The sequence below is a fragment of the Streptomyces sp. NK15101 genome, assembly GCF_020400725.1.
Lineage (GTDB): Bacteria > Actinomycetota > Actinomycetes > Streptomycetales > Streptomycetaceae > Streptomyces.
In genome coordinates this window covers 1-4,705 of the sequence record NZ_JAINVG010000176.1, presented here as the reverse complement: position 1 = coordinate 4,705, position 4,705 = coordinate 1, and the positions used below count along the sequence as shown (strand labels likewise).

Here is a 4,705-nt window from a genome sequence, read left to right as displayed (position 1 = left end):
CGCCCCCCCCCCGGGGCCCGCTCGTCGGTCCTCGCCGTCGTCGCCATGCTCTGCCCGCCTCTCCTGCGGCTCGTCGTCCGGGGCGTATACGAGCGCATCCGGACGGCGGGGGACAGGGAACGGACATCGCTCTGCGACGAACGGTCGCACCGAGCGGCGAATGGTACGGCGAACGGTCAGACGGAGCCGGTGCATCCGTTTCAGCGGGGTTCGTCACCCATTGCGGCCTTGACCCTTGACTGCGGCTTTCCCGAAAGGTCAATTCATCAGAACAGATGTTCATCACATGATTCGGGCGGAGTGCCGTACATGACCTCACGCACCAGACCCGCGGGGGCGGCGGCGCTCGCCGCGCTCCTGCTCGCGGCGGCCACCGGCTGCACCGGTGGCGGCGGCCCGGCCGTCGGCGGCCCCACCCCGGGCGCCACGACCGGTCGGACCGGCACCGGGAGCCCCGCCGACCCGTCCGCCGCGCCCGGCGGGGCCTCCGCGCCCGCCGGCTTCACCCTCGTCGCCTCCGGCGACGTCCTCCCGCACGACTCGATCATCCGGCGGGCCGCCGAGGACGCCGGCGGGGCCGGCTACGACTTCGGCCCCATGCTCTCCGGCGCGAAGTCCGTCGTCTCCGGTGCCGACCTGGCCATCTGCCACATGGAGACCGTGTACGGACAGGAGGGCGGGCCCTACACCGGCTATCCAGCCTTCAAATCGCCCCCCGAGATCGCCGCCGCCCTCAAGGCCACCGGCTACGACTCCTGCTCCACCGCCTCCAACCACACCCTCGACGACGGCGCGGCGGGCCTCGGCCGCACCCTCGACGCGCTCGACAGGGCAGGCGTCCGGCACGCCGGCTCCGCCCGCACGGCCGAGGAGGCGGCGCGGCCCACCCTCCTCGAGGCCGGCGGCGCCACGGTCGCCCAGCTCGCCTACACCTACGACACCAACGGCCACCCGCTGCCCGAGGGGCGGCCCTGGGCCGTCCGGCTCCTCGACGAGGCCGAGGTGATCGCCGACGCGCGCGCCGCCCGCGCGGCCGGCGCCGACGTGGTGGTGGTCAGCGTCCACTGGGGCACCGAGTGGCAGACCGAACCCGACGGGCGCCAGCTCTCCCTCGGCCGCGCGCTGACCGCCTCGCGGAGCGGCGGACGCCCGGACGTCGACCTGATCATCGGCACCCACGCGCACGTGCCGCAGGCCTACGAGAAGGTCAACGGGACCTGGATCGTCTACGGGATGGGCGACCAGATCGCCGGCGACATGATCAACCACCAGGGCGCCCACGACCCGCGCGGCAACCAGAGCAGCATCGGCCGCTTCACCTTCGCCCCGCCCAGGACCCCCGGCGGGCGCTGGGAGGTCACCAAGGCCGAGTTCATCCCCCAGTGGTTCGACACCGCGCGCGGCCGTGTCGTGAACCTCGGCGCGGCGGAGGGCGGGGACGCGCACCGGGCCGGGATCCGCGACACCGTCCGGCAGGTGGTCCTCGGCCGGGGCGCCGGCAAGGACGGCCTGGTGATGGGCGGCTAGGGCCTGTCTTTCGGATCGGACCGAATCGGGGAGCGGGGGACGGGCGGGCCGGTCACGGGACCACGGTGACCGGCCAGCGGCCCGCCCTCACCAGACGGACGGCGACCGAGCCGACGAAGCGGTGGCCCGCCGACTCCGAGGCGCCCACCACCACGGCGTCCGCCGTCAGCTCCTCGGCCGCCTGGACCAGGCCCGCGTAGGCGTCGCCCCGGAAGGTGTGGAACTCCCACCGGATCCGCCACAGGTCCTCGACCCGCTCGGCGGACGTCCGGATCTCCGCGACGAGGTCCTCGGCGATCTCCTCCGTCGTCCCGGCCACGGGTGCGCCGAGCGCCGCGCCCGCCGGGATCACCGGCTGTACGTACACGAGCGCGAGCAGGGCGTTCTGTCGCCGGGCGAGCCCTGCCGCGTACGCCGCCGCACGCAGGGAGGAGGCGGAGCCGTCGATCCCCGCCATGATCACTTTCGGGCCGTCGGTGCCGCGTTCGAACCGGTCGGGCTGCTGTGCGCTCACCCTGCGAGGGTATCGGCTCATCGGGTGTTTTCGGACAGGTGACCGGTGTCGTTGAGCCGCCCGGGCCCTCGCCCGTACGAACCATTGGTCATGAAAAAGGATCAGATGCCCAGCGGGCGGCGGTCGGTGCTGCGGCTCGCCGCCGCCCTCGGGGCCACCGTCACCGTCGGAGCCCTCGCGGCGGACCGGTTCGTCACGCCCGACCCGGCCACCGGCGCCGCCTCCACGCCCCAGGGCGCCTCCGGTGCGGGTCCGGCCACGGGCCCCCGGACGCACTCCGCCCGGCTGCGCCCGTCCGCGTACCGGCTCCAGCCCATGACCGCGTACGCGCCCCCGGCCTTCCGGCGCGCGGTGCCGCCGGTGCGGCAGCGGCCCTTCCTCAGCATGTCCGGGGTCGGCCGCTCGATGGTGCTGACCTTCGACGACGGCCCCGACCCCCGGTACACCCCCGGCATCCTGGAGACCCTGCGCCACTACGACTGCCGGGCGATGTTCTTCGTCTGCGGCGAGATGGCCGTGGACAACCAGGACCTGCTGCGGGAGATGGCCGACGACGGCCACGTCGTCGGCAACCACTCCTGGTCCCACCCCCTCATCCCCAGACTGCGGCCCTCCCGGATCCGCGCCGAGCTGGGCTCCACCAGCGAGGTCATCGAGAAGACCCTGGGCACGGCCCCGCTCTGGTACCGCGCGCCCTACGGCGCCTGGAACCGGCACTCCTTCGAGATCGGCGCCGAGCTCGGCATGGAGCCGCTCGCCTGGACCGTCGACACCCTGGACTGGACGGAGCCCGGGGCCAACGCCATCGTCCGCCGCGTCCTGGACGGCGCCGCGCCCGGCGTCGTCGTCCTCTCCCACGACGCCGGCGGCAACCGCTCCCAGAGCGTGTCCGCGCTCCGCCGCTATCTGCCCGAACTCCTCGACGCCGGCTACCACATCACCGTCCCCCGGCGCTGACCGGAGCGCGACGGGGAAGGGCCCCGGCACCTCGGGTGCCGGGGCCCTCCGCCGTGCGCGGGACCTGTCGTGCGCGGGAGGCTAGCGGGAGCCCACCATGCGCGCGAAGACGACGACGTTCCCGTCGTAGCCACGTGCCCGCGTGTAGCCGCCGCCGCAGGTGATCACCCGCAGTTCCGGTGCGCCGGTGTCGGCGTAGACCTCCACGCCGGGGAAGTTGTCCTTGGCGTACACCTCGACGCCGTAGATCTCGAAGACCGCCACCCGGCCGTCGTACCGCTCGACCTCGATGTGCTGGCCCTTCTGGAGGGAGCCCAGGCCGTAGAAGACCGCCGGGCCCTTGGTGTTGTCGACGTGGCCGACGAGGACGGAGGTGCCGCGCTGGCCGGGTGCGATGCCGTTCTGGTACCAGCCGACGAGGTTGGGGTCCTCCGGGGGCGGGGCCGCCACCCAGCCCTGCTCGTCCAGACCCACGTCCATGATGGGGGCCGCCACCTGGATCGCCGGGATCTTGACCCGCGATGCCGGAGCGGCGGGCAGCGGCTCCAGACCGGTGCTCGCGGCGGGAGGCGGGACGACCGGGCGCGCCACCGGCCGGGCCGCCGCGGCGGGTTGCGGCGGTCCGAGGGGGACGTCCACCCCGTTGCGCATCATCGCGAGTCCGGACAGCATGGCGAGGGCCAGGACGCCCCAGGGTTGGCGTCTCCTGCGCTCGAAGACGCGGAAGTCCTTCGGGGGCATGGTTCTCCCTTCTCGGCGTCGTCAGAACGGTAAGGGCGGTCGCGCGGTCCGTCGCGCCGGACGGTGCGAACGGGTGGGGACCGCCGCCGGACGGGTGGCCGGGCCCGGCGCGGGGCGTGCGGCGGCGCACCCCGGCCGGAGGGAGCGCGGAGGGCAGGCGGGTGACGGCCGGACTGATCCATCCGAGTAATCGTCAGATAAGCACCTCGGGCACCGTTGACCTGCGGTTCCGTCGATCCGGCGGGTCCCCTGCCCGGCGTGTCGCCTCACCGGGGTGGCCCAGTGCCGACGTGCACGGCTCGCACCGTTTTGTGATGGTTCGTCATGGAAGGCGTACTCGTCGAAACTTCCGGAGCACCGCTTCGGGGCGTCTTCCACTGGAGGTTCAACCATGCGTGCTGCACGCACTCTGGCGGTGGCCGCCACCGCGCTCGCGGCGGTCGGCCTCGCGGCCCCCCTCGCCACCGCCGCCAACGAGCCCGGCAGCGTCACCGTCAGCCCTCTCCAGGTCGAGCGGGGCGGAGACAACTCCAACGGCGTCACGGTGTCCCCCTTCGCGGTCCACCAGGGCGGGATCCTCACGATCACCGTCCGGGGCTGCGCCGGCGGCACGGTCACGTCCAACGCCTTCGCGACGGTCACGCTCGGCCCCGCGGTCAACGGGGTGTCCACCGCCACCGCCCGCATCTTCAACAACGCCACCCCCGGCCAGTACAACCTGGCCGTCCAGTGCGGCGGCCGTACGCTCACCCAGCCGTTCCGGGTCATCGCGGGCCAGGGCGCGGCCGGCGGTCTCGGCGGCTCGCTGGACCCCAGCTCCGCCGAGATGGCCGTCGGCGGCAGCCTCGTGGCCGCGGCAGCGCTCGGCGGAGGGCTCTTCATCGTCCGTCGCCGGCGCCTGACCGGCGCGGGGGTCTGACCGGCCGAACCTCCCGGTCGGCCTCAGTGCTCGCAGAGGGAGAACTC

Annotated in this window: 5 protein-coding genes; 3 read left to right on the top strand and 2 right to left on the bottom strand. The window is 74.0% G+C overall.

Going from position 1 to position 4,705, the window contains the following annotated elements; genetic code table 11:
- The first annotated feature begins 309 nt into the window (after positions 1 to 309).
- Entirely contained in the window at positions 310 to 1,527 is a 1,218-nt protein-coding gene (locus tag K7G60_RS38265; protein ID WP_225805582.1) for a CapA family protein, read from the top strand.
- 52 nt (positions 1,528 to 1,579) lie between these two features.
- On the opposite strand, the gene K7G60_RS38260 is transcribed toward K7G60_RS38265, so the two are convergent.
- Positions 1,580 to 2,062 (bottom strand): universal stress protein, encoded by a 483-nt coding sequence (locus tag K7G60_RS38260; RefSeq protein ID WP_263986764.1) that lies wholly within the window; start codon positions 2,060 to 2,062, stop codon positions 1,580 to 1,582.
- A gap of 69 nt (positions 2,063 to 2,131) precedes the next feature.
- On the opposite strand from K7G60_RS38260, the gene K7G60_RS38255 reads away from it, so the two are divergent.
- Positions 2,132 to 2,998, top strand: coding sequence for a polysaccharide deacetylase family protein (locus tag K7G60_RS38255; RefSeq protein WP_225805580.1), 867 nt, complete (start codon positions 2,132 to 2,134; stop codon positions 2,996 to 2,998).
- 81 nt (positions 2,999 to 3,079) lie between these two features.
- On the opposite strand, the gene K7G60_RS38250 is transcribed toward K7G60_RS38255, so the two are convergent.
- Positions 3,080 to 3,739 carry a class F sortase gene (locus K7G60_RS38250; protein WP_225805579.1) on the bottom strand — a complete coding sequence of 220 codons (660 nt, stop codon included), beginning with the start codon at positions 3,737 to 3,739 and terminating at the stop codon, positions 3,080 to 3,082.
- 391 nt (positions 3,740 to 4,130) lie between these two features.
- Between K7G60_RS38250 and K7G60_RS38245 the strand changes: the two genes are divergently transcribed.
- Entirely contained in the window at positions 4,131 to 4,658 is a 528-nt protein-coding gene (locus K7G60_RS38245) for a hypothetical protein (RefSeq protein WP_225805578.1), read from the top strand.
- Positions 4,659 to 4,705: the final 47 nt, after the last annotated feature.